This window comes from Buttiauxella izardii (assembly GCF_003601925.1).
Classification (GTDB): Bacteria; Pseudomonadota; Gammaproteobacteria; order Enterobacterales; family Enterobacteriaceae; genus Buttiauxella; species Buttiauxella izardii.
The window spans coordinates 1-730 of sequence record NZ_QZWH01000090.1; the positions used below are offsets into that span (position 1 = coordinate 1).

Genomic DNA, 730 nt, shown 5'->3' on the forward strand with positions numbered 1-730 from the left:
TGTGGGCGGGCGATCGCGCTAAAGGCTATGCCAGCGCGCCACGGCGTATGACGCTGGCGGTTGATACCGATGATTTCGAGTACGAACTGCAAGTGGGTTTTCCGGACAAACTGCCTTATCCGACGATGTTCGATCTCGATCCTATCGTTAAAGAAGAACAAATCTGGCTGAGCGGTTTTCGCCGCCGCCCTTCGTCATCCATTATGCATCGCCGCAATCAGGCTGTTTTTCTCAACGATGTAAACGGTGAGAAAGTCACGCACGCCGCGACGCTTTACGAAAACGAATCTTTGTTTGGTCAACTTGGCGAACCGCATCTTTACCCGGAAGTTTCCAGCGCCCGCGAAACGCTGCGTAACTGGCGCTTTTATCATGAATTCGACATTACCAAAGGGGCTGGGCTGCGTTTGCCGCAGGTGGGTTATCGTTCTCCCGTGCTGGCTGGCGATGGTTTGAATCTGGCTGCTGCCTTCCAGACCATCGTTGAGATTGGCGATAGCGAACTGTTGTTTGCGGTGCTCGACGAGGCATTCCCGGAATGCGTGTTTTTCTGCGATAACAGCAATGGGCGTTTCCAGATGATGATGCACCGGCAGGGCATTAACCGTCCGCTGGAGTCCGCCGAGTTTTCTGACGGTACGCTGCGATTTCTGTGCCTGACCGTGGCGTTACTCAGCCCACGTCCGCCAGGTTTTATTGCTCTGAACGAACCGGAAAACAGCCTGCATCC

General features: G+C 54.4%; 1 protein-coding gene. It reads left to right on the top strand.

What is annotated here, in order from left to right:
- Positions 1 to 730 (top strand): AAA family ATPase (locus D6029_RS22360; RefSeq protein WP_120066849.1); only part of this gene is annotated, 730 nt, incomplete at both ends.